Origin of the sequence: Pantoea piersonii (assembly GCF_003612015.1) — a bacterium.
Taxonomy (GTDB): domain Bacteria; phylum Pseudomonadota; class Gammaproteobacteria; order Enterobacterales; family Enterobacteriaceae; genus Pantoea; species Pantoea piersonii.
This window is the reverse complement of the sequence record NZ_RARB01000010.1, coordinates 132672-156883: the sequence shown is the minus strand read 5'-3', so window position 1 is coordinate 156883 and position 24212 is coordinate 132672. Positions and strand designations below refer to the sequence as shown.

At 54.9% G+C, this 24212-nt stretch carries 25 protein-coding genes; 12 read left to right on the top strand and 13 right to left on the bottom strand.

All coding sequences use genetic code 11. From position 1 onward, the window contains the following. The first annotated feature begins 246 nt into the window (after nucleotides 1-246). Entirely contained in the window at nucleotides 247-1224 is a 978-nt protein-coding gene (locus tag D7S44_RS20655) for a polysaccharide deacetylase family protein (protein WP_120458090.1), read from the top strand. Here D7S44_RS20655 and D7S44_RS20650 read toward each other — a convergent pair. The 6 genes from D7S44_RS20650 to rfaD are packed head-to-tail and all read right to left on the bottom strand — an operon-like array spanning nucleotide 1207 to nucleotide 7598. Then, nucleotides 1207-2214, bottom strand: coding sequence for a glycosyltransferase family 2 protein (locus D7S44_RS20650; protein WP_120458088.1), 1008 nt, complete (start codon nucleotides 2212-2214; stop codon nucleotides 1207-1209). The genes D7S44_RS20655 and D7S44_RS20650 overlap by 18 nt on opposite strands. Continuing rightward, complete coding sequence (locus tag D7S44_RS20645; RefSeq protein ID WP_120458086.1) at nucleotides 2214-3470, bottom strand: O-antigen ligase family protein; 1257 nt, start codon at nucleotides 3468-3470, stop codon at nucleotides 2214-2216. The genes D7S44_RS20650 and D7S44_RS20645 overlap by 1 nt, the downstream gene beginning before the upstream one ends. A 1-nt stretch (nucleotide 3471) precedes the next feature. Continuing rightward, nucleotides 3472-4638: a glycosyltransferase family 4 protein gene (locus tag D7S44_RS20640; RefSeq protein ID WP_120458084.1), complete on the bottom strand. Its 1167-nt coding sequence runs from the start codon at nucleotides 4636-4638 to the stop codon at nucleotides 3472-3474. Further along, entirely contained in the window at nucleotides 4635-5603 is a 969-nt protein-coding gene (gene rfaC / locus D7S44_RS20635) for a lipopolysaccharide heptosyltransferase RfaC (RefSeq protein ID WP_120458082.1), read from the bottom strand. The genes D7S44_RS20640 and rfaC overlap by 4 nt, the downstream gene beginning before the upstream one ends. Then, a complete protein-coding gene (rfaF, locus tag D7S44_RS20630) occupies nucleotides 5591-6649 on the bottom strand; it encodes an ADP-heptose--LPS heptosyltransferase RfaF (protein WP_120458081.1) in 1059 nt (352 codons plus the stop codon). The genes rfaC and rfaF overlap by 13 nt, the downstream gene beginning before the upstream one ends. Nucleotides 6650-6665: 16 nt before the next feature. Next, on the bottom strand, nucleotides 6666-7598 hold the full coding sequence (gene rfaD / locus D7S44_RS20625) for an ADP-glyceromanno-heptose 6-epimerase (RefSeq protein ID WP_120458078.1): 933 nt from the start codon (nucleotides 7596-7598) through the stop codon (nucleotides 6666-6668). Between the two features lie 232 nt (nucleotides 7599-7830). Between rfaD and D7S44_RS20620 the strand changes: the two genes are divergently transcribed. Together D7S44_RS20620 and tdh are read left to right on the top strand one after the other, a co-directional pair. Continuing rightward, on the top strand, nucleotides 7831-9024 hold the full coding sequence (locus tag D7S44_RS20620) for a glycine C-acetyltransferase (RefSeq protein ID WP_120458076.1): 1194 nt from the start codon (nucleotides 7831-7833) through the stop codon (nucleotides 9022-9024). A gap of 10 nt (nucleotides 9025-9034) precedes the next feature. After that, complete coding sequence (gene tdh / locus D7S44_RS20615) at nucleotides 9035-10063, top strand: L-threonine 3-dehydrogenase (RefSeq protein WP_120458073.1); 1029 nt, start codon at nucleotides 9035-9037, stop codon at nucleotides 10061-10063. 24 nt (nucleotides 10064-10087) lie between these two features. Here tdh and D7S44_RS20610 read toward each other — a convergent pair whose 3' ends face one another. From D7S44_RS20610 to envC, 4 genes are all read right to left on the bottom strand, one after another. Continuing rightward, on the bottom strand, nucleotides 10088-10999 hold the full coding sequence (locus D7S44_RS20610) for a hypothetical protein (RefSeq protein WP_120458071.1): 912 nt from the start codon (nucleotides 10997-10999) through the stop codon (nucleotides 10088-10090). Next, entirely contained in the window at nucleotides 10992-12218 is a 1227-nt protein-coding gene (locus D7S44_RS20605; protein ID WP_120458069.1) for a glycosyltransferase, read from the bottom strand. The genes D7S44_RS20610 and D7S44_RS20605 overlap by 8 nt, the downstream gene beginning before the upstream one ends. A 104-nt stretch (nucleotides 12219-12322) precedes the next feature. After that, on the bottom strand, nucleotides 12323-13234 hold the full coding sequence (locus D7S44_RS20600) for a divergent polysaccharide deacetylase family protein (protein WP_120458067.1): 912 nt from the start codon (nucleotides 13232-13234) through the stop codon (nucleotides 12323-12325). Continuing rightward, nucleotides 13235-14536: a murein hydrolase activator EnvC gene (envC, locus tag D7S44_RS20595; RefSeq protein WP_120458066.1), complete on the bottom strand. Its 1302-nt coding sequence runs from the start codon at nucleotides 14534-14536 to the stop codon at nucleotides 13235-13237. 254 nt (nucleotides 14537-14790) lie between these two features. Between envC and D7S44_RS20590 the strand changes: the two genes are divergently transcribed. From D7S44_RS20590 to cysE, 5 genes are all read left to right on the top strand, one after another. Continuing rightward, on the top strand, nucleotides 14791-15222 hold the full coding sequence (locus tag D7S44_RS20590; protein WP_120458064.1) for a rhodanese-like domain-containing protein: 432 nt from the start codon (nucleotides 14791-14793) through the stop codon (nucleotides 15220-15222). Nucleotides 15223-15242: 20 nt separating this feature from the next. Beyond that, complete coding sequence (gene grxC, locus D7S44_RS20585) at nucleotides 15243-15497, top strand: glutaredoxin 3 (RefSeq protein WP_033754368.1); 255 nt, start codon at nucleotides 15243-15245, stop codon at nucleotides 15495-15497. Between the two features lie 37 nt (nucleotides 15498-15534). Continuing rightward, on the top strand, nucleotides 15535-15999 hold the full coding sequence (secB, locus tag D7S44_RS20580; RefSeq protein WP_033754370.1) for a protein-export chaperone SecB: 465 nt from the start codon (nucleotides 15535-15537) through the stop codon (nucleotides 15997-15999). Beyond that, on the top strand, nucleotides 15999-17015 hold the full coding sequence (gpsA, locus tag D7S44_RS20575; RefSeq protein ID WP_371315548.1) for an NAD(P)H-dependent glycerol-3-phosphate dehydrogenase: 1017 nt from the start codon (nucleotides 15999-16001) through the stop codon (nucleotides 17013-17015). The genes secB and gpsA overlap by 1 nt, the downstream gene beginning before the upstream one ends. Nucleotides 17016-17082: 67 nt before the next feature. Further along, entirely contained in the window at nucleotides 17083-17904 is an 822-nt protein-coding gene (gene cysE / locus D7S44_RS20570) for a serine O-acetyltransferase (RefSeq protein ID WP_120458060.1), read from the top strand. Here cysE and trmL read toward each other — a convergent pair. Genes trmL through cpxR form a run of 3 tightly spaced genes read right to left on the bottom strand, consistent with a single transcriptional unit; the run spans nucleotide 17901 to nucleotide 20481 of the window. Next, a complete protein-coding gene (gene trmL / locus D7S44_RS20565) occupies nucleotides 17901-18371 on the bottom strand; it encodes a tRNA (uridine(34)/cytosine(34)/5-carboxymethylaminomethyluridine(34)-2'-O)-methyltransferase TrmL (protein ID WP_120458058.1) in 471 nt (156 codons plus the stop codon). The genes cysE and trmL overlap by 4 nt on opposite strands. A 38-nt stretch (nucleotides 18372-18409) precedes the next feature. Then, entirely contained in the window at nucleotides 18410-19786 is a 1377-nt protein-coding gene (cpxA, locus tag D7S44_RS20560; protein ID WP_120458056.1) for an envelope stress sensor histidine kinase CpxA, read from the bottom strand. Next, entirely contained in the window at nucleotides 19783-20481 is a 699-nt protein-coding gene (cpxR, locus tag D7S44_RS20555; protein ID WP_120458055.1) for an envelope stress response regulator transcription factor CpxR, read from the bottom strand. The genes cpxA and cpxR overlap by 4 nt, the downstream gene beginning before the upstream one ends. A gap of 149 nt (nucleotides 20482-20630) precedes the next feature. Between cpxR and cpxP the strand changes: the two genes are divergently transcribed. The 4 genes from cpxP to pfkA all read left to right on the top strand — a co-directional run bounded on the left by cpxP (nucleotide 20631) and on the right by pfkA (nucleotide 24109). Next, nucleotides 20631-21140: a cell-envelope stress modulator CpxP gene (gene cpxP / locus D7S44_RS20550; protein WP_120458053.1), complete on the top strand. Its 510-nt coding sequence runs from the start codon at nucleotides 20631-20633 to the stop codon at nucleotides 21138-21140. A gap of 508 nt (nucleotides 21141-21648) precedes the next feature. Beyond that, nucleotides 21649-21828 (top strand): con-10 family general stress protein, encoded by a 180-nt coding sequence (locus D7S44_RS20545; RefSeq protein ID WP_081137847.1) that lies wholly within the window; start codon nucleotides 21649-21651, stop codon nucleotides 21826-21828. Between the two features lie 209 nt (nucleotides 21829-22037). Beyond that, nucleotides 22038-22940: a CDF family cation-efflux transporter FieF gene (gene fieF / locus D7S44_RS20540; RefSeq protein ID WP_120458051.1), complete on the top strand. Its 903-nt coding sequence runs from the start codon at nucleotides 22038-22040 to the stop codon at nucleotides 22938-22940. A 206-nt stretch (nucleotides 22941-23146) separates the two neighbouring features. Continuing rightward, nucleotides 23147-24109, top strand: coding sequence for a 6-phosphofructokinase (pfkA, locus tag D7S44_RS20535; RefSeq protein ID WP_033754393.1), 963 nt, complete (start codon nucleotides 23147-23149; stop codon nucleotides 24107-24109). Nucleotides 24110-24212 lie beyond the last annotated feature (103 nt).

Genomic DNA, 24212 nt, shown 5'->3' with positions numbered 1-24212 from the left:
AAGTGTATAAACACTAATCTTGTTATGGACCCAATCTTAAAGGAGCCATGCTGGGATATCCTACCCTTGTTTTATAAAACGTTAACGTAACAAGATGAAAGAACTTACAGCTTAAATTATTTTAGTTTAACCAAACATGCTCTGCTGCAAATCAGAGTAAGAACTCTGCCATTAAATTTTTTGCCACTTGCGCCCTGCCTGCGTAACATAACAGCTTACTGCGGCACCTCCTTTTACGGATAAGCAATGGAAAAACCAGCTTTTTTAATTACGCTCGATACTGAAGGTGATAACCTCTGGCGCAACCGTAGCGGCCAGGTTACAACGCATAATGTTCGTTTTTTGCCGCGATTTCAGGCGTTATGCGAAAAGTATGGTTTTAAACCCACCTGGCTGACCAATTACGAAATGGCGAGCGATTCCGCCTATGTCGATTTCGCCCGCGATGTGCTGGCGCGTGGTCAGGGTGAAGTAGGAATGCACCTGCACGCCTGGCATAGCCCGCCAGCACATGCTCTTACCGATGATGACTGGCGCTACCAGCCCTACCTGATTGAATATCCAGAGCAAGTTTTGCGCGACAAAGTCGCCTTTATGACCGATCTGCTGGAAAATACTTTTCAGACGAAGATGTGCAGCCATCGCGCTGGGCGCTGGGCATTCAACGAAATATATGCGCAGGCGCTGGTGGATAATGGCTATCTCGTCGATTGTTCTGTTACGCCACGCGTCGACTGGCGCGGATCCACTGGCGCGCCGCAGGGTAAGGGCGGTACAGATTATAGCCGCTTCCCCGATCGCGCCTACTTCCTTAACCAGAACGATATATCGCAGCCTGGACTGTCGGGCTTATTAGAAGTGCCCATGAGCATCCAGTATCGGCACGGCCCCCTTGCTACCCGACTGAAATCAGCCTGGGACAGCCTGCGAGGCAAGCAGCGCGGTCCTTCCGTAAACTGGCTCAGGCCCGTAGGCGGCAACCTTGCACAGATGAAGCAGGTAGCAGAACAGTCACTGGCTCAGGGCTGCGATTATGTGGAGTTTATGCTCCATTCGTCTGAATTCATGCCCGACGGCAGCCCGACTTTTAAAAACGAGGCGGATATTGAACGATTGTATGACGATCTTGAACAGCTCTTCAGCTGGTTGCAAAGTCGTACCCAGGGCATGACGCTGACAGAATTCGCCATTCAGAAAAAAGAGCAGTTACTGGCGTCGGTGTAAAGCCGACGCTGGCTTTTTTTTGCCGATGCGGCGCATGGCTGAAAAGAAGGTGTCCAGGCCCGGATAGCGCATCTGCCAGTATTTTTTCGGCTTGCAGTAGCCTCGGCAAATTAAGGCGGCGGCTTTTAGCGCTTTCATGGTCTCAGGGGAGTAGTAGTAATAGCCATAGAGCGCCTTTGACATGCTTTTTACTTCGCTAAAGCAGTTCAACATCATGTCCGCCGCCAGCCTGCGGAAATCGGGTTCATTGCGCCGCGCTTCAGCCAGGGTTCGCATTTTTTCCAGTGCAAAAAGCATGTCACTGATATCGCTCGGGCGAATATTGCGTGTTATGCCGCCGCGGTTGTCACGATAGTAGTAAAGCGTATTATCCAGATGACAAATATGGCGGGTTTTGAAGTATTGAAAGGGCGTAAAAATCACATCCTCATAGCGACGGCCGTCTTCGAAGCGATCGCTTTCCAGCAGAGTACGCCGGTAGATACGGTTCCACAAATGCCACATTGCACGTTTAAACAGCGGGTGTAAACAGGCGAGACCCTGCTCCGGAATATCATAAACCTTCCGCTGCGCCGTTTCGCTTTGCGGCGCTACAGGCGGCGTCTCGTCAAAGCGAGCATAATCGAAATCAATAAGATCGTCGCTACCTTCAAGCAGTACTGGCTTAATGACAGAATAATAGTTACTGCTTATGAGATCATCGCCGTCCAGGAAAGTAATAAACTCGCCGCTTGCGTGACGTAACCCGACATTACGTGTTGTCGCAATACCCTGATTTTCCTGCTGGATAAAAGTAATATGCTGGTGAGGATAGCGCGCTAATAGCGTGGCAACCTGTTGCGCCGAATTATCGGTCGAACCATCATCGATGATAATAACCTGCATATCGTCATCAGCCTGAGTCAACAGTGAGGTCAGGCAGGAAACAATAAAAGCCTCATCATTGTGAAAGGGAACGATGACGCTCAGCAGATACGCCTGTTCTGTCATTAGCGCCTGTCCTCAGAGGGATTATTCTGTTTCATTATCATCACGCTAAAGATAATTGCCAGGCAATACAGTAAGGTTGCTTCCGTACTAAAGAAAATCACATCGCTCAAGCCATAAACAATGAGCGATATGGATATGGAAAGCAGGGCTGAGTTGCGCATGGGCCTGAACGAGCAGTAGATCAAGCTCAGATACAGGCCGATTAAAGAAAGAACGCCGAAAAGACCTTTTATAGAGAAGTTTTCCAGTAGTTCATTATGCATATGCACGGTCAGATAAATCTGTGCGCCATAGAGGCTGGGGTCTTGTTTAATTAACGCTTCAGCTCTCTGCCCGCGCTCCTCCGCGGATTGCCCGGCCAGGGCGCTGGAGCCGGTGTGGAAGGCAACAGTCTGCATACTGATACGAGAGATTAACGAGTTTTCTCCCTGCGTTTCATGCATCATGGCAATGTTTTCTTTTAAGTCATGAATGCGCGACTGAATTTTACTCTGGAAAACCAGCGCACTAATCACCAGCAATACCGGAAGGGCGGTAAAGAGAATGATTTTATGCTTACGCTGTATGACATCCTTAGTGAACAAGACCTGGATCAGCACCAGTATGGGGTAAGCCAGCATGGCTGCCCGCGTTCCGGTCAGGATGACAGTGGCGTAAGTCACTATAAATAACAGGGCGAACAGCCATATTTTGTGACGCGTCCTGAATAGCAGGGCTGATTTAATAAAAACGAGGTTTACGGCCGTAATGATATAAGCAGCAACGGTTGCCCGGTCATAATTGAGCTCTACCCGGTCAATATGGAGATGAATACCCTGATAAAGCGCATAGCTGTTTACGGCCAGGCCTGTAATAACGGCGGCACTGATTGCAGCGCGCTGGCGTATACGCCTTTCGTTTAGTGTCACCAGCAGCAAAAATGAGGCTGCAATTTGTAGCCTTCCGGTCGACTGATATTGTCGGTAAAGGGTAATGTAATCCCCGGGTTGTTTATAGATCGTGGTCCAGATAATACTTACTAACCCGACAAGCAAAAGAGCGCCGGGCAAAATCAGGTTTTTTTTCTCTTGCAGATAATATCTGGAATGAACAATAAATCCTGCCAGCGCCAGATAGCTGGTGATATAAAAAACGTTTCTGCCGAATGATCCACCGAACGGGGCCGTCAGAAAAGCGAGGGCGCATCCGGAGAAAATGAGCAGGCTAAAAAATAAATGCGGCGTATCCTGTCGAAAAAGAGTCGGCTTAATTTTCATATCAGCTACCAGCTATAGCGCTCAACGCACCGTTGAATTCGATCCTGAAAACGGCGTAATCAAAATGTTCTTTTGTCCAGCGTTTCGCCTCTGCGCTAAGGCGCTGATAGGTTGGCGGATTTAATAACGTTTCTATAGCGTCCGCGCAGGCGGTATGGGAAAGCAGTAGCGGGCGAGTCATGATATTTTTTACGGGATCGTAGACGTCGTAAGGAAAATCTACCCGTATGCCCGTCAGCTTTTCATGCTCCTCAATAGTAACGGAAGGCGTCAGCCCAATACCACACACCCCATTTTTTATAACTTCGGGCTGCCCATCGACCAGAGGATAAATAACAGGTACGCCGAAATAGAGAGACTCCATGCATGACAGGCCGAAAGGTTCAGTAACCGGCGTGCTCATATAGATATCGATACGATTAAAAAACGGCGCTATGTCCTGCTGGAAGCCGCTGAAAGTGACGTTTTCCTCAATCCCCAGCTTTCTGGCCAGAGCGGCAAACGCATCACGGTCAGGTCCTTTTCCCGCGATTTCAAGCGTAACGTTATGGCCTCGCTGCAATAATTCTTTCAGCGTCAACAGAGTGACGCTAATCCCTTTCAGGCTGACCTGACGAGAAGCCGTGCCGATTTTAACTGGCGACGTCAGGACGCGAGGTTCTGTCCGGATACCGGGCGGTGTCATGATGCGGTTAATCACCACATGATGGGGGCAGGGCAGATTAAACCGATGCTTCATTACCTGAGAAGAGGCTGAAGATGCAGAGATAACGCCATCCAACATGCGCATAAAACTCAGAGTCTTATGGTTCTTTGGGTAGCGCCAGGAGCAGCCATGATCGTAATAGACCAGCTTTGCTCGTTTCGGTTTTGCTGTCAGCCGGGGCACTAAATCCCAGACCACAATGACCTGCGCATCGCTGGCCTCAACCCGTTTCTGCAAGAGATATTTTCTGAGTGACTGAGGAGCTTTTAATTTAAAGCCGTTAAACAAACGACTCGCGAAGGTAATCTTTTGCTGCGGCATCTGCCGACGAATGTCTTCATCGATCTCATTGCTGATGCAGATAACCTCATCCTTTCCCTCAGAAAAGTCATTGATGTACTGCAGAAAAAGGCGCTCAACGCCGCCCATTTTACCCAGATTGATAATGTGGAGCTTTTTCATCCTAAAGCTTTCTCCAGCCTTTCTTTGACTGCTTCCGCGCTAATATCGGACATGTTGTTGCCCTGAGGCGGACAGAGAGCCTGCTGATTCTGCCCATAACCCCCAATCAGGCCCGGATCCGTTGGCCCGTAGAGCGTGATATTGGGACGATCCAGCGCCGCGGTCAGATGGCTCAGCCCGGTATCCACTGACACGACCGCTCTGGCGCCCACCAGTTCGCGCGCTATCGCCTCCAGCGTCAGCTTCGGCAGCACCTCGACGTAATCAAAGCCTTCCGCCAGGCGCTGGGCGCGCTGATGTTCGTGCTCGGCGCCCCAGGGCAGCTTGATACGCAGTCCGACTGGCTGCAGCAGGCCGATCAGCTCGCGCCAGTGGCTTTCCGGCCAGTGTTTGTTGTCGCGCGTCGTCGCATGGAGGAATACCAGATAGGGGGCGATATTCTGCGGCTCGTCGCGCAGAAAGTGCGCGGCGATGGCGTAATCGCCCTGGGTCTGCGGCTTCTCATAGCCGAGGCTTTTGGCGAACAGCTCGCGCGTCCGTTCTACCGCATGCTGCTTCTTGTCAATTTCATGGCGTTGGTCGTACCACCAGCTGGCGAAAGGTTCGCGCGCGCTGCGGCTGTCCTGGCCATGCTTAACGCCTCTGGCCAGACGGGTCACCAGTGCGGCGCTCTTGATTAGCCCCTGAGCATCGATCACGACATCATACTGGCGCGACTGCAAATCGCGCTTAAAGCGCACGCGCTCTTCGCGCTGCTGGCTGCCGAACCAGTGTTTGCGCCAGCGGCGAATCGCTACCGGCAAAACTTTATCCACCGCGGGATGCCAGGAGGGGATCTGGGCGAAATTCTCTTCCACTACCCAGTCAAATCGGATACCGGGGATCGCCTGCATGGCATCGGTTAAGGCGGGAAGCGTATGAAGCACATCGCCCATCGACGAAGTTTTGACGATCAGGACGTGCATGCCGTCTCCTGCGGGTGAGCCAGTAGTTCGCTCAGCTCCTGATGAACGCGCGTCGGCTGAATATCGATCAGGCTCTGATGATAGCCCTCTCCGGCATCGCCTTTGCGCACCTTATGGTAGCCAGTGATCAGGCGGATAATGCGCACCTGTCTGGAAAGTGGCGGCGTAAAGTCGGGACTGCTTGGCCCATAAAGCGCCACCAGCGGGCGATTGAGCGCGGCGGCGATATGCATCAGGCCAGAGTCATTGCTGACAACGGCGTCGCAGCGCGCAATCAAAATTACCGCCTGCTCAAGCTGCGTTTCGCCCGCCAGGTTGCGGCAGTAATGTCGCGCTTCCGCAGGCAGCGCCGCGATAATCTCGTCGCCGCAGGCCCGGTCTTTTGCCGAACCGAACAGTACCACCTGCTTGCCTTCGGCAATCAACTGCTGCGCCAGCGCGGCGTAGTGATAGTGCGGCCAGCGCTTCGCCGGGCCAAATTCCGCGCCGGGACAAAAACCGATCAGCGGCCGCTCCGCCGACAGCTCAAACTGGGCGGCGGTCTCGATTTTTTCCTGATCCTCTACCTGAAGCCGCGGCCAGAGCAGCGGTTGCGGCAGCTGCTGCGCCGAGGTGACCGGCGTGTCGCAGGCTAACGCAATATAACGCTCCACCATCAGAGGAAACGCCGCTTTGTCCAGCACGCGTACATCGTTCAGCAGGCCGTAGCGCATCTCGCCGCGCCAGCCGATACGGCGTTTAATTCCGGCGAAGAAAGGCACCAGCGCAGATTTGAAGGAGTTAGGCAGCACATAGGCGCGATCGTAGCCGCTGGCGCGCAGCGTTTTGCCAATGCGGTGCCGCTCGCCGAGCGCCAGCGCGCCGTGCCCCAGCGGCATCGCCAGCGCCTGGTTGACTTCCGGCATGCGCGACAACAGCGGACGACACCATGCAGGTGCCATCACATCAATCACGGCGTCCGGATGTTGAGCCTTGAGGGTGCGATAGAGGCTTTGCGACATCATCATATCGCCGACCCACGACGGGCCAATAACCAGAATTTTCATCGCCGGTACGCGTTCCTTATGCGTTGCGGTTCAGCCAGGCCATATATTCGGCCACGCCCTGCGCCACGGTTTTGAACGGCTTGTCATATCCGGCCGCACGCAGGTGGGTGAGATCCGCCTGAGTATAGGCCTGATAACGGCCTTTCAGCTTATCCGGGAAGGGAATGTATTCGATTTGCCCTTTCTGGTGGAATTTCAGCACCGCGTCCGCTACTTCCTGGAACGATTCGGCGCGGCCGGTACCGCAGTTGTAGATGCCGGAAATGTTATTTTCCCAGCACCACAGATTGACCGCGACCACATCATCAACGTGGATAAAGTCGCGTCTGAAGTTATCGCTGCCTTCAAACAGCTTGGGATTTTCGCCGCTGGCGATTTGCGTATTGAGGTGGAACGCCACGCTCGCCATGCTGCCTTTGTGGCCTTCACGCGGGCCGTAAACGTTGAAATAGCGGAAGCCGCATACCGGCGATTCCGCTTCCGGCAGGATCTGACGCACGTAGTGGTCGAACAGCATTTTCGAATAGCCGTAAACGTTCAGCGGCTGCTCATATTCGCGCTTCTCGATAAAATTGTCGTTACGGCCGCCGTAGGTCGCGGCAGAAGAGGCGTAGAGGAAAGGAATTTCACGCTCCAGGCAATAGTGCAGCAGATCTTTGGAGTACTGATAGTTATTGTCCATCATGTACTTGCCGTCCCACTCCGTCGTCGCAGAACAGGCGCCTTCATGAAAAACGGCCTCAATCGGACCCAGATCCTCGCCCGCGGCGATATAGGTCAGAAATTCCTCTTTATCCATGTAATCGCTGATATCCAGATCGGCCAGATTGACAAATTTGGTGCCGTCTTTGAGGTTGTCGACGACCAGAATATCGCGAATACCACGATCGTTGAGCGCCTTGACGATATTGCTGCCAATCATTCCCGCGCCGCCAGTGACGATAATCATGTGCTCTACCTTAAAAGTTGGGGGCATGAAACAGGCGGTTTCACGCGCTAATGTCTCATATCATAACATTTCATCACGGAGCAGACAGCCAGATGACTCCGACACGCTGTCGCCGCTCCGCCCTCTGACGTGAACTATGCTGCAAAATTAACATTCTCCTGGTCGATTTATCGTTAGCATCCTTCTTATTCAGTAAGATGTGCCGAATTTATGCCATCTGAGGAGAACAATGATGCCAGCGCAATTTTATCAGCAGATCCGCCAGCAGCTGGATGTGGCGCACCGGGAAGGATTGTTTAAGCAGGAGCGCATCATTACCTCCGCTCAGCAAACCGATATTGAAGTCGGCGACGATCAGGTTATTAACTTTTGCGCCAACAATTACTTAGGACTGGCTAATCATCCAGCGTTAATTCAGGCGGCAAAAGAGGGCATGGAATCGCATGGCTTTGGTATGGCCTCGGTACGCTTTATCTGCGGCACGCAGGATATCCATAAACAGCTGGAGAAAAAGCTGGCGGCGTTTCTCGGCATGGACGATGCCATCCTTTATTCATCCTGTTTTGACGCCAACGGCGGGTTGTTTGAAACCCTGCTGGACGCGGAAGACGCGATCATCTCCGACGCGCTAAACCATGCCTCGATTATCGACGGCGTGCGGCTCTGCAAGGCGCAGCGCTATCGCTACGCCAACAACGATATGCAGGCGCTGCGGGCCTGTCTGGTTGAGGCGCGGGAAAAAGGCGCACGCCATATCCTTATCGCTACCGATGGCGTCTTCTCTATGGACGGTGTGATCGCTAACCTGCGCGCCATCTGCGATCTCGCTGACGAGTTTGATGCGCTGGTGATGGTGGATGACTCCCATGCGGTAGGCTTTGTCGGCGCGGCCGGCCGCGGCACGCATGAATATTGCGACGTTATGGGACGCATCGACATCATTACCGGCACGCTGGGCAAAGCGCTGGGCGGCGCCTCCGGCGGCTATACCGCCGCCCGCGCAGACGTGGTCGAATGGCTGCGACAGCGCTCTCGCCCCTACCTGTTCTCCAATTCGCTGGCGCCTGCGATCGTTGCCGCCTCAATTCGCGTACTCGACCTGCTGAGCGAAGGCGATGGCCTGCGACAGCGTTTGTGGGACAACGCGCGCTTCTTCCGCGAGAAGATGACGGCAGCCGGTTTTACCCTGGCGGGCGCCGATCACGCCATTATTCCCGTGATGCTGGGCGAAGCCAGCGTGGCGCAGGAGTTCGCCCGCCTGCTTCAGCAGGAGGGGATTTACGTTACCGGCTTTTTCTTTCCTGTGGTGCCGCGCGGTCAGGCGCGCATCCGCACGCAGATTTCGGCGGCGCATACCCAGCAGCAGCTGGAGCGCGCAGTAGACGCCTTTACCCGTATTGGACAACAGCTTGGCGTGATCGCCTGAGGAGCTCTGAATGAAAGCGTTAGCCAAACTTCATGCGCAGGAAGGTATCTGGATGGTTACCGATGCGCCGATACCGGAGCCGGGCCATAACGATTTGCTGATCAAGATCCGTAAAACCGCTATCTGCGGCACCGATATCCATATCTATAACTGGGATGACTGGTCGCGGAAAACGATCCCTGTGCCGATGATCGTCGGGCATGAATATGTTGGCGAAGTGGTGGCGATCGGCCAGGAGGTACGCGGCTTCAGCATCGGCGATCGCGTCTCTGGCGAAGGGCATATTACCTGCGGACACTGCCGCAATTGTCGTGCCGGACGCACCCATTTGTGTCGCAATACCATCGGCGTGGGCGTAAACCGTCAGGGCTGTTTTGCCGAGTATCTAGTGATCCCGGCTTTCAACGCCTTCCGCATCCCTGACAATATTTCCGACGAGCTCGCCGCGATTTTCGACCCCTTCGGCAATGCGGTGCACACCGCGCTGTCGTTCGATCTGGTAGGCGAAGATGTGCTTATTTCCGGTGCTGGCCCTATCGGCATTATGGCGGCGGCGGTCTGTAAACATGTCGGCGCGCGCAACGTAGTGATCACCGATATCAACGACTATCGCCTTGAACTGGCGCGTAAGATGGGCGTGACGCGCGCGGTTAACGTGGCGCATGAGGATCTGCGCGTCGTGATGCGCGAGCTGGGGATGACGGAAGGTTTCGACGTCGGGCTGGAGATGTCCGGCGCGCCGCCTGCGTTCCGTACGCTGCTGGAGGTGATGAATCACGGCGGACGCATTGCGCTGCTCGGCATCCCGCCGGGAGAAATGGCTATCGACTGGAATCAGGTTATATTCAAGGGACTGTTTATTAAAGGCATTTATGGACGTGAAATGTTCGAGACCTGGTATAAGATGGCGGCGCTGATTCAGTCTGGGCTCGATCTCACGCCGGTGATCACCCACCGCTACTCTATCGACGACTTTCAGCAAGGCTTCGACGAAATGCGTTCCGGGCGTTCAGGAAAAGTGGTGCTGAGCTGGGATTAAAAAGCCGCGCAGGCGGCTTTATGGCTATTGCTGTTGCTTCTCCGCATCCGTCAGGTAGCGCACTTTTCGGGTGTAATCCTGACCCTTAAAGGTCAGCGGCTGGCGAGGATCATCCAGATATTTCTGCCATTCAGAAAGGGGAAAGCCGCCGTGTGCGCCCACCACTTCAGGCGGTATAAGCCCCGGCTTGCCGCCGATGCGTTTAGAGACCGGCCAGTTCGCCCATTCGCCCAGGTTAACGGTGCGGAGGTCCAGCAGATCCAGCAGGCACGCCAGCGGCAGCTGATCGGTTGGCGGCTGGCTATCGTTCATTAATTTCCATGTGTCATCAAATAATGTCAGCCAGAGCGGGCAGACGCGTTGCCAGGTCTGGCGCGTAGCCGCCAGATAAGCACCGTTAACATGGTCCACAAGGTAAGGACGAACGCTGAGTTTATAATAAGCGGGGATGGTTTCCTGCGCCGCGCCAGCCAGTTTGGCAATCATCTTTCCCTGGCGGAAGCTGGAATAAAAATGCCCGGTTTTCATGCTGATTTCAGGCATTTTGAGCAAATTGAGATCGGAATCGATCATCAGGATCCCTTCGCCCTGCGCGTATAATGGCGCCTGTATTTTAATCAGCCGGCTGCGATAAATTTGCTTGTAGGGATAGGGCTCTTCGCGCTGCGGCACTTCCAGCGTGACAATCCGCGTTTTGCCCGGCAGCGTGCCAAATGCAGCGGCAGGCTGGTCGCTCACGATGACGATTTCCTGGGCTGCAGTTGCAAAACGTTCAGCAAACAGCGCGCTGAGCTTCGCTTCTTCAATATAATCTTCCCCGGTACAAGGGATAACGATCGATGTAACGGGGGTCTCGCCCTGCACGTCGGGTTGAGAGTAGGGCAAATTATGACGTGCGCGCACGCGACGAAAACGTGGGTTAAGAAAATTAAGCATGCTTCTTCCTTGTGACGCTTTTCAGGATGGCCTCTACGCCTTTAACGTAGTTTTCGATAGCGTATTGTGCCCGAACGCGCGTCGACGCGGCATGGGTTAATCGTTGACGCAAGGCCTGATCCTGCCAGAGCGTGATGAGGTGTTGTGTTAATTGCGCGACATCGCCATATTCAAACAACAGGCCAGTATCGTTATGGCTGATTAATTCCTCAGTGCCAACCACGCGGGAACCTGCAACGGCGGTGTTTACCAGCATCGCCTCCAGCACGACGCGCGGCAGACCTTCGCTACGGGACGCCAGGATAAAAACGTCAAAAGCGGCGAGGTAATCCAGCGCGTTATTCTGAAAACCGGTAAAGATTACCCGGTCGAGAATATTTTCTCTCTCGGCCTGCTGGCGTAGCGGGCCTGCTTCCGGTCCATCGCCAACCACAATCATTTTCCAGTTCGCATCGGGACAGGCCTGTTTGAAATGGCTTAACGCTTGCAGAACATGATGGTTCGATTTGCGCAGGATCAGCGAGCCGATAGTCCCGAAAATAAAGGCCTCTGCCGGCAGGTTTAAGCGCTGGCGCACCGTCGCGCGGTCGGGTAAAGGCTGGTGGATATCAATCGCGTTGGAGACGGTAAAACAGCGTGAGGCATCAACTCCGCTGGCGCGTAATGTCTGGTTTACGCCATGCGAAACGGCAATCACCGCATCGCACCCATCGTTAACCATTTTTACCAGACGGCTGTTCATCAGCGGTTCAATGCGGCAGTGCTGAACAACGGAAATATCAAGATCGCGTGCAGCGACGTAGCCTTCAACATTCGTGCTGGGCTGATTATTCATATAGAGCGTATCGTAGCGCCCCTGTTGCAAAAGCGCGCGAAGCTTGCTGGCGTTGGGCAGCACGCGCCAGCGTGCGTCAATAGCGTCGACCGCCTCTTTTTTCAGACGACGACTGAAGAAAAGCAGGGCGCGTGCAGCTTCCTTAGCGAGTTTCGCCCAGACCGGCTGCTTTCTCTGCGGAATAAAGATCACCGGTATATTGATGGCGTTCAGAACCGATTCGATCGTTTCGCCATTGCCGCGCGTGTAATTGTGATAAAAGCAGCAGGTGATATCAAAAGCGTCACGGTCGATGCGTTTAAGCAGCTCCAGCATGCTGTTCGTGCCGCCGCCCCATTCTCTGCCGTTATCCAGCAGCATAATTCTTTGTTTCGCCGTCCCCATCCTGACAGAAATCCTTATAACCGGTCTGCGTAGCTCGCTCCGGATTATAGTGATTTCTGTTCAGAAAAGAATGTTAAGGCTACGTGGCCGAATGAAATCGCTTTTTAGAAAAGCGCTTTTAGCCTTTGTGCGATAACGCTCTGGCTAACGCTCTCCCACACAACACCAAGCGCTTTTGTTGCCGGAACCGGCTGCGGCTGCACCTGACATACGCCAGGCGGCTGGAAGCCCGGTTTCTGCGGACGCGGACGCGGTCGCGGCTGCGGCTTAACCGGGGACGACCCGCCGTGCAGCGGCTCATTCAGCAGCTGGCTCGGACGCACCAGCGTGATATCCGCAGGCAGCGTCGGCAGCATCTGCTGCAGCACACGCACGGTATTAGGATGGGGATGGCCAATAGCGATAGCGTAGCCGTCGCGCTGCGCCAGCTTCACCGCTCGCGCAAACTGCTGGCGAATCGCGTCAATATCCTGGCTGTCGTCCAGAAAGACGCGGCGCTTCAGCACCTTCACACGCGTGCCTTGCGCGGCGGGCACCGACTGGCTGTTGCCGATAGTCATGCTGTCAAGGAAGTAAAAATTGTACTGATTAAGGGCCTGCATCATCTTCACCATGCCGGGCAGGCTGGATGTCATTTTGCTGCCCATATGGTTATTCAGCCCAACGGCGTAAGGCACGTTATTGACCGCATTGCGCAGGATACGCGCGATCTCTTCGCTGCTCATCTCCGGCGTCAGCGTATCTTTTTCCAGCGGCTGCTTGCTGAGCGGCGCCATGGGAAGATGGATTAATACTTCATGTCCGCCCTGATGGGCCTTAATCGCCATCGAACGCGCGCCGGGCGCGTCAGGCAGCACCGCGACGGAGATCGCGGCGGGCATCTGCAGCACTTTATTCTCTTCAGAAGGCCGATAGCCGAAATCGTCAATAACAATGGCGAGCTTGCCCGCATGGGCGGCGCAGCTCAGTAACAGTCCGCCGATAACGGCGGCGAGATGGGGACGTTGAAAAAACACTTACCTTCCTAACCACGGGAGTGGATTGACGGCCTGTCCCTGACGTCGGATTTCAAAATAGAGCGATGGCGTACCGCGTCCGCCGCTGGTGCCCACCAGGGCGATAGGCTGTCCGGCCTTCACCTGGGCTCCAACGCTCACCAGCGCGCTCTGGTTATAGCCGTAGAGGCTCATATCGCCTTTGCCGTGCTCCAGCACAACCACCAGTCCGTAACCCTGCAACCAGTCAGCCATCAGCACGCGGCCATCGGCTATCGCTTTGACTTCGGAACCTTCTGGCGCATCGATCACCAGCCCCTTCCAGCGCAGCTCGCCCTGCAGCTGCTCGCCGAAGCGGTGTTCGATACGTCCGCGCACCGGCCACATCGCCTGTCCGCCTGCGCGGCCAAGGCCCCCGGTACGCGCCACCAGTTCGCGTTCGCTCTGCGTCGGCTGATAGGTGGAGCCTTTGGCTTTCGCCTGCGCCTGACGCTGCCGCACTTTTTCCGCCTCACGTGCTTCTCGTGCAGCACGCTCGCGCGCCTCGCGTTCGGCACGGGCGATTTTGTCCTGCAGGCGGCTTTCGTTCTGCCGCATCTCCACCAGGTCGGCCTGATCTTTTTCCAGCGCATTTTCCAGCGCGCTCAGCGTCTTCTTACGGGCCGCGCTCGCCTGTTGCAGCTTCTCCTGCTGGCCTTGCTGCTGGGCCAGCAGCGTTTTTTGCTGCTGCTGTTTCTGCTCCAGCGACGTTTTTTGCTCGCCCAGCGTCTGGCGGGTTTTTTGCAGCGCGTCGATGCTCTGCTGACGCGCGTCGTTGAGATAGCCAAAATAGGCAAGAATACGTTCGCTGCGCTGGCTCTCTTCGCCGCCAAGCAGTAGCTGTACGCCGTTATGCTTGCCCTGACGGAACGCCGCATCGAGCTGCTGAGCCAGCAGGCTTTCCTGATGCGACTGCTGCTTTTCCAGCCGCGCTATCGAGGCGGTGAGCTGGCTGATTTCGCTGTTAAGCGCGTTCAGGCTGTTGCGGGTTTCACGCAGCTGGCGGCTCGCCTGCGCAATCACCTTTTCCTCGCTTTGTAGCTGATCGAGCAGCTTGCTGCGCGCAATTTTTTGCGCCTTAACGCTTTTCTCTTTTTCGGCAATATTTTGCTGGATGGATTTTAGCTGCGATTTGCTGTCGTCGGCGCTATGCGCAGCCGCAGGCAATAACAGTACGCCCGCGCAAAGCAGGCTGAAGGAGAGAGTGGACAGGTATGCAGGCAACGGGCGTTTTTTTCCGCTGTGACGAGTCCTTGTGGCTAAAACAGTCGCTTTTCCCTTCATAGGCCAGTGATTATTCCACGATGAACAGCCGCTTACCAGCGTAACGCCACTGGATTTCCTTTTCCAAAGATGTCGGTATTTCTCCCGATCTCGCATAAGGGTTACGTCATTTTTGCTATACGGCAATTTTTTTTAGAAAATGACGCACAAATCGTAACTCTGGCTGCTTAGCGTCTGTACATGAGAAGTGGCGCAGGTATACTCAGAACCCTTGTTTTTAGCTTAATTAGCCCGGTCTGGAGTCTTTACCCCTCATGCAAGATATTATGCAGTTTGCAAGCAATCACACCATCCTCAGTCTGGCATGGGTCGTTTTACTGGTTCTGGTGATTGTGACCACCTTTAAAGGTATGTTTTCAAAGGTGAAAGTTATCAGCCGCGGCGAAGCGACCCGCCTGATTAACAAAGAAGAGGCGGTAGTAGTAGACGTGCGGTCGCGTGACGATTACCGCAAAGGACATATTTCGGGCGCGCTGAACGTGGCGGCGGCAGATATCAAAAAAGGCAGCTTCGGCGAGCTGGAAAAGCATAAAGCCCAGCCCATAATTGTGGTGTGCGCGACCGGCCAGAGCGCGAGCGAACCGGCTGAAAAACTGAGCGCTGCCGGCTTTAGCCAGGTGACCGTACTGAAAGACGGCATCAGCGGCTGGAGCGGAGACAACCTTCCGCTGGTACGCGGAAAATAACATCTACTGAGGTACGCAACATGGCGAATGTCGAGATTTACACCAAAGCGACCTGTCCTTTCTGCCACCGGGCGAAGGCGCTGTTGAGTCAAAAAGGTGTGTCGTTTCAAGAGATCCCTATCGACGGGAACGCCGCGAAACGCGAAGAGATGATTAAACGCAGCGGCCGCACCACCGTGCCTCAGATTTTCATTGATGCGCAGCACATTGGCGGCTGCGACGACCTTTACGCGCTGGACAGTCGTGAAGGATTAGATCCGCTACTGCAGGCGTAAGCGGCGCAGGATTTTTCAACTCACAGGACTTAGTCAGATGTCAGAACAAAACACCAACGAAATGCAATTCCAGATTCAACGCGTTTACACCAAAGACGTTTCTTTCGAAGCGCCGAACGCGCCGCAGGTTTTCCAGAAAGAGTGGGAACCGGAAGTGAAGCTGGATCTGGATACTGCGTCATCACAGCTGGCTGACGAAGTTTATGAAGTGGTGCTGCGCGTGACTGTGACCGCCAGCGTTGGCGAAGAAACCGCATTCCTGTGTGAAGTTCAGCAGGCAGGTATTTTCACCATCAGCGGCATCGAAGGCACGCAGATGGCGCACTGCCTGGGCGCTTATTGCCCGAACATCCTGTTCCCGTACGCGCGCGAATGCATCACCAGCCTGGTGTCTCGCGGCACCTTCCCGCAGCTTAACCTGGCGCCGGTCAACTTTGATGCGCTGTTCATGAACTATCTGCAGCAGCAAGGCGAAGGTGCCGAACCACATCAGGATGCCTGATGATTACACACGCTTCGATTAGCGTCATCGGTGCCGGCTCGTACGGCACCGCTCTGGCCATTACTTTAGCCCGCAACGGCCATCCCGTGCTGCTGTGGGGACATAATCCCGCGCATCTGGCGCAGCTGCAGGCCGAACGCTGCAACAGCGCTTTTCTCCCCGACGTGCCTTTTCCCGATAATCTCGAGCTTGAGCCCGATTTAGCCAGCGCCATTGCGGCCAGCCGCGATCTGCTGGTCGTCGTGCCAAGCCATGTATTTGGTGACGTGCTGAGGCAGATTAAACCGCATCTGCGCCCCGAATCGCGCATCGTCTGGGCGACCAAAGGGCTGGAAAGAGAGACCGGAAGGCTGCTGCAGGATGTGGCGCGTGAGATCCTGGGCGATGATACGCCGCTTGCGGTGATCTCGGGGCCGACCTTCGCCAAAGAGCTGGCTGCAGGGCTGCCGACCGCGATTGCGCTGGCGGCGACCGATGCCACCTTTGCCGAGGATCTGCAGCAAAAGCTGCACTGCGGCAAGAGTTTCCGCGTCTATAACAATCCTGATTTTATCGGCGTACAGCTTGGCGGTGCGGTGAAAAACGTTATCGCCATCGGCGCAGGCATCTCTGACGGCATCGGTTTCGGCGCGAATGCGCGTACCGCCCTGATCACGCGCGGCCTGGCGGAAATGAGCCGACTCGGCGCCGCGCTGGGTGCCGATCCCACCACCTTTATGGGCATGGCTGGCTTAGGGGATCTGGTGCTGACCTGTACCGACAATCAGTCGCGCAACCGCCGTTTCGGCCTGATGCTGGGACAGGGCGAAGAGGTCGAGAACGCGCAGCGCATTATCGGACAAGTTGTAGAAGGTTTTAAAAACACCAAAGAAGTCAGAGCCTTGGCTGCGCGTGTCGGCGTTGAAATGCCGATTACCGAGCAAATCTACCAGGTGCTCTATTGCGGAAAACCGGCGCGAGAGGCAGCATTAAGCCTGTTAGGCCGTACAAGGAAGGACGAAAACAGTACAAGCTGACGCAGGATGCGCAGCATTGTTACCTGTAGCGCCATTCAGGCGCTTTTTTTATCGGGAGAAAACCGCAATGTCGTCTGATGAATTAGAACTGGTCTGGAACAACATCAAAGCGGAAGCGCGCGCGCTGGCCGATTGCGAGCCGATGCTGGCCAGCTTTTTTCATGCGACCTTGTTGAAGCACGAGAACCTCGGCAGCGCCCTGAGCTATATGCTGGCGAACAAGCTCTCCAATCCCATCATGCCCGCTATCGCCATTCGCGAAATCGTTGAAGAGGCCTATCGTCAGGATCCCTCGATGATCGCCTCAGCCGCGCACGATATCCAGGCGGTACGCCAGCGCGACCCGGCGGTAGATAAATACTCTACGCCGCTGCTCTATCTCAAAGGCTTCCATGCGCTGCAGGCGTATCGTATCGGCCACTGGCTCTGGAACGAAGGGCGTCGTGCGTTAGCGGTCTACCTGCAAAACCAAATCTCCGTCTCCTTTGCCGTAGATATCCATCCGGCGGCCCACATTGGTCATGGCATTATGCTTGACCATGCGACCGGCATCGTTATCGGCGAAACGGCGGTGGTGGAGAACGACGTTTCTATTCTCCAGTCGGTCACGCTTGGCGGTACCGGTAAAACCAGCGGCGATCGCCATCCGAAAATCCGCGAAGGCGTGATGATTGGCGCAGGCGCGAAAATTCTCGGCAATATTGAAGTAGGGCGCGGCGCAAAGATCGGCGCGGGCTCAGTGGTATTGCAGCCGGTGCCTCCGCATACTACCGCGGCAGGCGTACCGGCGCGCATTGTCGGCAAACCGGCGAGCGATAAACCTTCGATGGATATGGATCAACACTTCAACGGCACCGTGCCGGGCTTTGAGTTTGGCGACGGGATCTAACTGAGCCGCGCGCCTGCGTAATCAAGCTGGCGCCAGGCTTCATACACCACTACCGATACCGCGTTCGACAGATTCATGCTGCGACTCTCTGCGCGCATAGGGATGCGGATTTTATGCTCTGTCGGCAGCGCGTTAAGGATCTCGGCTGGCAAGCCGCGACTTTCCGGGCCAAACAGCAGATAGTCGCCCGCCTGGTAGCTGACCGCGCTGTGCGCTGGCGTACCCTTGGTAGTCAGCGCAAACAGCCGCTCCGGCTGTTCTACGCGCAGAAACGCGTCGTAATTCTCATGCTTCTTAATCGCGGTAAATTCGTGATAGTCGAGACCGGCGCGGCGCAGCCGTTTGTCATCCCAGGCGAAACCGAGCGGCTCAATCAGATGCAGCTGAAAGCCGGTATTCGCGCAGAGGCGGATAATATTGCCGGTATTAGGTGGGATTTCTGGTTCAAATAAGACGATGTTAAGCATAAGGCCCCCGATAACGAGGGCCGAAGCATAGCAAATTATTATCGGCTGGAGGAGTAGAGCGGCAGCCAGAGCGTCAGGCGCAGGCCGCCAAGCGGGCTGTCGTCAGCTTTTACCCAGCCGCGATGCTGTTGAATCGCGGTCTCGACAATCGCCAGGCCGAGCCCCGTTCCGCCTGACTCGCGATCCCGCGCCTCATCAGTACGGTAGAACGGACGGAATATCTGTTCGCGGTCCTCAGGGCTGACGCCCGGACCGTCATCGTCAACGTGTACCGTCAGGCCGCTAATATCCACCGAGAAGCTGACGCTGATATGCGAATGTGAGTAGCGCAGCGCGTTTCGCACGATGTTTTCCAGCGCGCTTTCCAGCGCATGCGGGTTGCCGTAAAGCGGCCAGGGACCTGGCGGATAGGGCACGTCGAGCTGTTTACCCATCTGCTCGGCTTCGAATTTCGCGTCTTCCAGTACGTCGTTCCAGAGCTGATTCGCCTTTATCGCCTCGCTGACCAGCGCGTTCTTGTGCTGGGTACGCGACAGCACCAGCAGATCGTTAATCATGCCGTCCAGACGCTGCGCTTCTACCTCGATGCGCTCCAGTTCTTTGCCTTCGCCGTGACGGCGGCGCAGCAGCGCTGTGGCGAGCTGCAGACGCGTCAGCGGCGTGCGCAGTTCATGGCTGATATCTGACAGCAGGCGCTGTTGCGACGTCATCATACGTTCGAGCGCGCTCACCATCTGGTTAAAGCTGGAGCCGGCGGCGAGGAATTCCTGCGGGCCCGATTCCAGTTCCGGATGCTGGCGCAAATTGCCGCTGGCGACTTCATCCGCCGCATATTTAAGCTTGCGAGCCGGACGCGCCAGGCTCCACGCCAGCCACAGCAGCAGCGGCGAGCTGATCAGCATGGTGACAATCAGCAGCAGCAACGGGCGGTCAAACAGCAGATTAATAAAATCGAGCTGCGAGCTGGTCGCCGGTCGAATCAGGTAAAGCTGATAGTTATCTTCGCCGTCGCGCACGGCAAAAGGGCCGACCATTTCGATACGGCCATATTTCTTTTTCTGTGGATGATCGGCGTTGTCGGACTGCCCGATAAAGTTGCGGATAACCTGCATTTCATTATGCTGCGCGCCAATCACGCGGCCTTCGCTGGTAACCAGCAGCAGACGCTGTCCTGGCGGCGCCCATTTATCGATGGCGCGCGAGAGTCGCCGCCACCACATCAAATCGTTGGGCGGATCCTGCGCCAGCTCTACTTCCACATGCTGCTCAATCATTGTGCCCTGCCGCTGCTCGCTATCGAGCAGCGAAGCCATCTGACGCGAATCCAGCTTGGGCACCATCAACACCAGCATCAACACCAGCGCCAGGGTTAACCAGAAAATGGCGAAGATGCGGGTGGTAAGACTGCCAATCATGAAGCCGAAACCATCAGATAGCCGCGTCCGCGCAGGGTTTTAAACCAGGGGTGGCCGTCACGGCGCTCGGGCAGTTTACGGCGCAGGTTGGAAATATGCATATCAATGGCGCGATCGAACGGCGTCAGGCGCTTGCCAAGCACTTCCTGACTCAGGTGTTCGCGCGAGACGACCTGGCCGAGATGCTGCGCCAGCAGATAGAGCAAGGTGAACTCCGTGCCGGTAAGATCCAGCGTCTGGCTGTCGAAGCTGGCTTCCTGACGGCCCGGATTAAGGCGCAGGCAGTCCACTTCCAGCGTCGGCGAGCTGCTGTCGTGCTGCTGTTGCTGCTCGCTCCAGTTAGAACGGCGCAGGATGGCGCGGATACGCGCCACCAGCTCGCGATCGTTAAAGGGCTTAGGAAGATAGTCATCCGCACCCAGTTCAAGCCCCAGCACGCGATCCAGCTCGCTACCGCGCGCGGTTAACATAATGACGGGCGTCTGATGTTGCTGGCGTAGCTCTTTCAGCGTGTCGATGCCGTTCTTTTTCGGCATCATCACATCGAGCAAAAGCAGATCGATGGAGTTGTCCAGCAGGCTCAACGCCTGTTCGCCGTCGCTGGCGACTACCACCTCAAACCCTTCCATTTCTAACAATTCTTTAAGCAGCGAAGTCAATTCGCGATCATCGTCAACCAACAGGATTTTATTCATTTTTTATTGCCCTCCGCAGGCAAAATACCGTGTTCCTGACTCGTCAATCCAACGCTTTACGTAGTTTTACACCCCCTGACGGATGTTTGCAGCTGTCGCCGTACACTGGTTCTCGTTGAATCGTAAAACGGAACGAACTGGAGTAAACGATGCGCACAGTAACCGCCGTCGTCATTGCCTCAGCGATGGTTCTCAATCACGCCAGCGCAGGAGCAGCAGACACGACGACGATTGACGAAATGCATCACGGCGGATTGACGACAGGCAGTATGACGCAAAATCCGCAAAGCCACATGTTCGACGGCATTGATCTGACAGAAGAACAACGTCAGCAGATGCGAGACCTGATGCAGCAGGCGCGGTACGAACGTTCCCCTGTCAGCATTGGCGATATCGAAAACATGCATGGCCTGATTACGGCAGACAATTTTAACGAAGCGGCTATCCGCGCTCAGGCTGAGAAAATCGCTCAGGCGCAGGTCGAACAGCATGTCGAGATGGCGCGCATTCGTAACCAGATGTACCACTTGCTAACGCCGGCGCAGCAGGCCGTATTGCAGAAGAATTACGAGCGGCGCCTCACCGAGTTACGCAAGCTCTCGAATTTGCAGTCAGCTTCATCGCTGCAAGCAGTGAGTAGTACCAGCAGTAACCAGTAACATAGTATCCCTGTTTTCCTTGCCATAGACACCATCCCTGTCTTCCCCGCCATGATGGCGGGGTTTTTTTTGCCTTTTTGCGCGTTTCTGGCCGCTGTGTCAACCTGCGTTGAATGTTGCTATACAGCTATTAACACTCTATTTAAGAAAGGGACTAACCCCTTAAATATTCAGCTAATTATCAGAATAATATTTTCCCGCGTCTCGTTTGTTTTTTTGAGTGAGTGAGTTATGCCGGGTAAATATATGGATAAGCGAGACGCATTAAATAAATAAAGCGAGGCGGTGAAGTATTTAAATATATGATAATAAGCAAATAAGTTTTGCGTATATATAAGTAACGTCATGTAAATCAATTGCTTATCAATTTTTGCCGTTTCTTGAATTATCTCAGGTTACCTCTACACTTAATCCTGTCGCAGCAAGGAAAGCGCACATCCCGGGAATTTAAATGGAGTGCATTAACCACATTACGTAAATCAATCTGAATATATTAACGGAGTAAGTTATGGCAGAACATCGTGGTGGTTCAGGCAATTTCGCAGATAACCCGCAGAAAGCCTCTGAAGCTGGTAAAAAAGGCGGACAAAACAGCGGCGGTAACTTCAAAAATGACCGTGAAAAAGCCTCTGAAGCGGGCAAAAAAGGCGGTCAGAACAGCCACGGCGGCGGCCGCAGCTCTTCCTGATTTTTAACGAGCTCAGCTGTACTCGTGCATTTCCCGAGCGGGAAATGATGCCCCGTCCTCCCTGAGGACGGGGTTTGTTTTTTTATGGCGCTTTGACAGCTTTCCTCTTTGTGGTGACAGAGGATTTATGCGCAGCGACAGTCTGGATGTTAGACTTTAGCCATTCCTTTGTTTCGGGTGCATGCCTGTAATGGCTCAGGGAGCAAACTATGCAACCCACCTATGCCCGTCTGGTAAAGCGCGCAGCGCTGGCGGCGACTATCCTGGCGTCTTGCCTGCTTATCGTAAAAATTTTCGCCTGGTGGTATACCGGTTCCGTCAGCCTGCTGGCCGGCCTGGTGGATTCGCTGGTGGATATCGCCGCCTCGCTGACAAACCTTCTGGTAGTGCGCTATGCGCTGCAGCCTGCTGACGCCAACCATACCTTTGGTCATGGCAAAGCGGAGTCGCTGGCGGCGCTGGCGCAGAGCATGTTTATCTCCGGCTCGGCTCTGTTCCTGTTTTTAACCGGTCTTCAGCATCTGGCTTCGCCAGGTACGCTGCGCGCGCCGCTGGTCGGGGTAGTCGTCACCGTTGTGGCGCTCTGTTCAACCCTGCTGCTGGTGGCATTTCAACGCTGGGTAGTCCGCCACACGCACAGTCAGGCGATCCGTGCCGATATGCTGCATTACCAGTCCGACGTCATCATGAACGGCGCTATCCTGATTGCCCTTGCCCTGAGTAGCTATGGCTTTACGCGCGCGGATGCGCTGTTTGCGTTGGGCATCGGCGTTTTTATCCTGTACAGCGCGCTGCGTATGGGCTACGACGCCGTACAGGCGCTGCTGGACCGCGCGCTTCCTGAAGAAGAGCACAACATCATTCTGAATCTCGCACTGAACTGGCCTGGCGTAGAGGGGGTGCACGATGTGCGCACGCGCCAGTCAGGACCGACTAAATTTATACAGCTGCATCTGGAACTGGATGACAATTTGCCGCTGGTTCAGGCGCATCGCGTAGCGGATCAGGTTGAAAAGGCGCTGCGTAAACGATTCCCCGGATCGGACGTGATCATTCACCAGGATCCCTGTTCGGTAGTCGCGATCGAACAGCAAGATTCACCCGGCTTTTAACCTGATTAAATCAGTTTCAATTATTTAAAATGACGAAGCGCTAACATATATGCAAAAAATTTAGTGAAAACTTGTCTGACCTGAATCAATTCAGCAGCAAGCCTTTGATATACTATCTGCCATCACGGGTCGCGCATAACGATATGCCGCTTAGCGGCGCACGACAGGCAGGATTAACTTTTCGTTTTAACAATCCAGAGGTTGTCATGATCAAAAAAATTGGTGTATTGACCAGCGGCGGCGACGCCCCCGGCATGAACGCAGCCATTCGCGGCGTTGTGCGATCAGCGCTGAGCGAAGGACTGGAAGTTTTTGGTATCTATGACGGCTATCTGGGATTGTATGAAGACCGTATGATTAATCTCGACCGCTATAGCGTGTCTGACATGATTAACCGTGGCGGCACCTTTCTGGGATCGGCGCGCTTTCCGGAATTCCGTAACGACGAAGTCCGCCAGGTCGCGATTGAGAATATGAAAAAGCGCGGCATCGATGCGCTGGTCGTCATCGGCGGCGACGGTTCCTATATGGGCGCGAAGCGCCTGACTGAAATGGGCTTCCCCTGTATCGGCCTGCCTGGCACCATTGATAACGATGTAGCGGGTACTGACTACACTATCGGCTACTTCACCGCGCTGGAAACCGTGGTCGAGGCGATCGACCGCCTGCGCGACACCTCTTCTTCGCATCAGCGTATCTCTATTGTCGAAGTGATGGGACGCTACTGCGGCGACCTGACGCTGGCTGCGGCAATTGCGGGCGGCTGCGAATTTATCGTGCTGCCGGAAATTCCTTATACCCGCGAAGAGCTGGTGATGGAGATTAAAGCGGGCATCGCGAAAGGCAAAAAACACGCGATCGTGGCGATCACAGAGCATATCTGCGATATCGACGATCTGGCGAAGTACATCGAAGCGGAAACCAAACGCGAAACGCGCGCTACCGTGCTTGGCCATATTCAGCGCGGCGGCGCGCCTTGCGCTTACGACCGTATCCTGGCATCGCGTATGGGCGCCTATGCGATTGAACTGCTGCTGCAGGGCTACGGCGGCCGCTGCGTCGGTATCCAGAACGAGAAGATGGTCCATCACGACATTATCGACGCTATCGAAAATATGAAGCGTCCGTTTAAGCGCGACTGGCTCGAGACGGCGAAGAAGCTTTACTGATTTACAGCCAGGTTCAGGCGTGCTTTACAGGCACGCCTTTATTTTAGCTGCCTATATTCCAGCCGGTTATAACTGCTTATTTTTAATTCTTTTAGCTCTAAAA

Bases quoted from the DNA above. Each gene is read 5' to 3' on its own strand.
- trmL (WP_120458058.1), bottom strand. From the start codon at position 18,371: ATGCTTAACATCGTCTTATTTGAACCAGAAATCCCACCTAATACCGGC.
- fieF (WP_120458051.1), top strand. From the start codon at position 22,038: ATGCAACCCACCTATGCCCGTCTGGTAAAGCGCGCAGCGCTGGCGGCG.
- rfaF (WP_120458081.1), bottom strand. From the start codon at position 6,649: ATGAAAATTCTGGTTATTGGCCCGTCGTGGGTCGGCGATATGATGATG.
- D7S44_RS20645 (WP_120458086.1), bottom strand. From the start codon at position 3,470: ATGAAAATTAAGCCGACTCTTTTTCGACAGGATACGCCGCATTTATTT.
- gpsA (WP_371315548.1), top strand. From the start codon at position 15,999: ATGATTACACACGCTTCGATTAGCGTCATCGGTGCCGGCTCGTACGGC.
- D7S44_RS20655 (WP_120458090.1), top strand. From the start codon at position 247: ATGGAAAAACCAGCTTTTTTAATTACGCTCGATACTGAAGGTGATAAC.
- pfkA (WP_033754393.1), top strand. From the start codon at position 23,147: ATGATCAAAAAAATTGGTGTATTGACCAGCGGCGGCGACGCCCCCGGC.
- cpxP (WP_120458053.1), top strand. From the start codon at position 20,631: ATGCGCACAGTAACCGCCGTCGTCATTGCCTCAGCGATGGTTCTCAAT.
- D7S44_RS20620 (WP_120458076.1), top strand. From the start codon at position 7,831: ATGCCAGCGCAATTTTATCAGCAGATCCGCCAGCAGCTGGATGTGGCG.
- rfaC (WP_120458082.1), bottom strand. From the start codon at position 5,603: ATGCACGTCCTGATCGTCAAAACTTCGTCGATGGGCGATGTGCTTCAT.
- secB (WP_033754370.1), top strand. From the start codon at position 15,535: ATGTCAGAACAAAACACCAACGAAATGCAATTCCAGATTCAACGCGTT.
- D7S44_RS20590 (WP_120458064.1), top strand. From the start codon at position 14,791: ATGCAAGATATTATGCAGTTTGCAAGCAATCACACCATCCTCAGTCTG.
- D7S44_RS20605 (WP_120458069.1), bottom strand. From the start codon at position 12,218: ATGGGGACGGCGAAACAAAGAATTATGCTGCTGGATAACGGCAGAGAA.
- cysE (WP_120458060.1), top strand. From the start codon at position 17,083: ATGTCGTCTGATGAATTAGAACTGGTCTGGAACAACATCAAAGCGGAA.
- rfaD (WP_120458078.1), bottom strand. From the start codon at position 7,598: ATGATTATCGTCACTGGCGGCGCGGGAATGATTGGCAGCAATATCGTC.
- D7S44_RS20650 (WP_120458088.1), bottom strand. From the start codon at position 2,214: ATGACAGAACAGGCGTATCTGCTGAGCGTCATCGTTCCCTTTCACAAT.
- cpxA (WP_120458056.1), bottom strand. From the start codon at position 19,786: ATGATTGGCAGTCTTACCACCCGCATCTTCGCCATTTTCTGGTTAACC.
- D7S44_RS20640 (WP_120458084.1), bottom strand. From the start codon at position 4,638: ATGAAAAAGCTCCACATTATCAATCTGGGTAAAATGGGCGGCGTTGAG.
- D7S44_RS20545 (WP_081137847.1), top strand. From the start codon at position 21,649: ATGGCAGAACATCGTGGTGGTTCAGGCAATTTCGCAGATAACCCGCAG.
- grxC (WP_033754368.1), top strand. From the start codon at position 15,243: ATGGCGAATGTCGAGATTTACACCAAAGCGACCTGTCCTTTCTGCCAC.
- cpxR (WP_120458055.1), bottom strand. From the start codon at position 20,481: ATGAATAAAATCCTGTTGGTTGACGATGATCGCGAATTGACTTCGCTG.
- envC (WP_120458066.1), bottom strand. From the start codon at position 14,536: ATGAAGGGAAAAGCGACTGTTTTAGCCACAAGGACTCGTCACAGCGGA.
- tdh (WP_120458073.1), top strand. From the start codon at position 9,035: ATGAAAGCGTTAGCCAAACTTCATGCGCAGGAAGGTATCTGGATGGTT.
- D7S44_RS20610 (WP_120458071.1), bottom strand. From the start codon at position 10,999: ATGCTTAATTTTCTTAACCCACGTTTTCGTCGCGTGCGCGCACGTCAT.